The organism is Okeania sp. SIO3I5 (assembly GCF_010672085.1).
Classification (GTDB): Bacteria; Cyanobacteriota; Cyanobacteriia; order Cyanobacteriales; family Microcoleaceae; genus Trichodesmium.
Genome location: NZ_JAAHHT010000523.1, coordinates 1 through 1,382, shown reverse-complemented (window position 1 = coordinate 1,382; position 1,382 = coordinate 1). Strand labels below are relative to the sequence as shown.

The 1,382-nt window shown below is 41.4% G+C and carries 3 protein-coding genes; all 3 read left to right on the top strand.

From position 1 onward, the window contains the following. The coding region (locus F6K40_RS40220; protein WP_293145942.1) for an element excision factor XisH family protein at window positions 1–244 on the top strand (244 nt) is incomplete at its 5' end. After that, on the top strand, window positions 232–567 hold the full coding sequence (locus F6K40_RS40215; protein WP_293145940.1) for a XisI protein: 336 nt from the start codon (window positions 232–234) through the stop codon (window positions 565–567). The genes F6K40_RS40220 and F6K40_RS40215, both read left to right, overlap by 13 nt. 79 nt (window positions 568–646) lie before the next feature. Next, window positions 647–1,336 (top strand): GNAT family N-acetyltransferase, encoded by a 690-nt coding sequence (locus tag F6K40_RS40210; RefSeq protein WP_293145937.1) that lies wholly within the window; start codon window positions 647–649, stop codon window positions 1,334–1,336. Window positions 1,337–1,382: the final 46 nt, after the last annotated feature.

Genomic DNA, 1,382 nt, shown 5'->3' with positions numbered 1-1,382 from the left:
TGTCAAAAGTTTTTTATCACCTTCTACAACATCAGAATTTCATGTGGCTTTAGGAGAATTTCTGAACTATCGAGTGGCGTTAAAAGTCAAAGAGCCAAATCGAGTTCTTTTTTTAGCAGTGCCAGTCAAAGTTGATCGTAACTTTTTCTCTGGAGAATTAGCACAGTTGAGTATTTCCGAATACCATGTTAAAGTAGTAGTTTTCGACCCCGAACAAGAGGTAATTGTACAATGGAACAACTAGAAAAATACCGCCAATTAGTGCAGCAGGTAATTGCAGAACATAATAAGTATAAGCCTTCTTATGGAGACATAGAGCAATTTACGATTATTGATACCCAAAGCGATCGTTATCAGTTGGGCACCGTTGGTTGGGATGGCGATCGTCGCGTATTTGGTTGCTTAATTCATATTGATATCAAGGGCGATAAAATTTGGATTCAGTATGATGGTACAGAGGTAGGGGTTGCCAATGAACTGGTTGAATTAGGAATACCAAAAAAATCTATCGTCCTTGGTTTTCACGATCCAAATGCTCGGAAGTTCACAGAATTTGCCGTTAATTGAAAGCAGAACTTGCTATAACTATTACTACTATCAAAACCAGAAAGAAGCCTTGATCTTGCCTGACACAAACAAAAAAAACATGACAAACACAACAACTATCGCCCAAACCTACACCCAAAGACTAGCAACCCTAGATGACGTACCCGCAGTCGCCCCCTTGTGGAAAGCTCTCGTCCACAGTCGCGAACACCTAGACCCCGCCATGCAAGTTAAACCAGATTTTGACTTCACGGAATACGTCACCTTCCAAATTACCAAACCCCACTCCTACTGCTTCCTCCTGGAACACCATCAAAACAACCAAACCACCATAGTCGGTTGCCTATTCGTTTATTTCTACGATGAAAACCCGCCATCATACCTGGACGAACAATACCGACCCCAACACGAACTGGAAAACCCGTTTATTCCCCGCCGAGTCTGTTCTATATTAGGAATGTACCTAGATCCAGAACACCGAGACCCGAAAGCGATTCAAATGTTAGCAAAAGCAGGGATAGACAAAGCGGAGGAAATGAAAGTAACCGACATCGACTTATTAGTATGTGCGGAACAGACGGGAATGCACGCTCTGTTGAAAAAATGGGGATTCAAGCAACAAGCATTCCAGTTTTGCAAACATTATAGCATCGATCCCAAGGAGGAATTACCAGACTTGCACCAACCTTTGCCAGAATTGGAACCGCCTCCCAACAATAATCTACCAAATATCGGGGCACAAAACACTCAAAATAACAACAACTCTTTTAAAGGATGTGGTCTGAGTTAGGACTAATTCTAACTTTTTTTTAAAAAGGCAAAACTGTTTGATTATT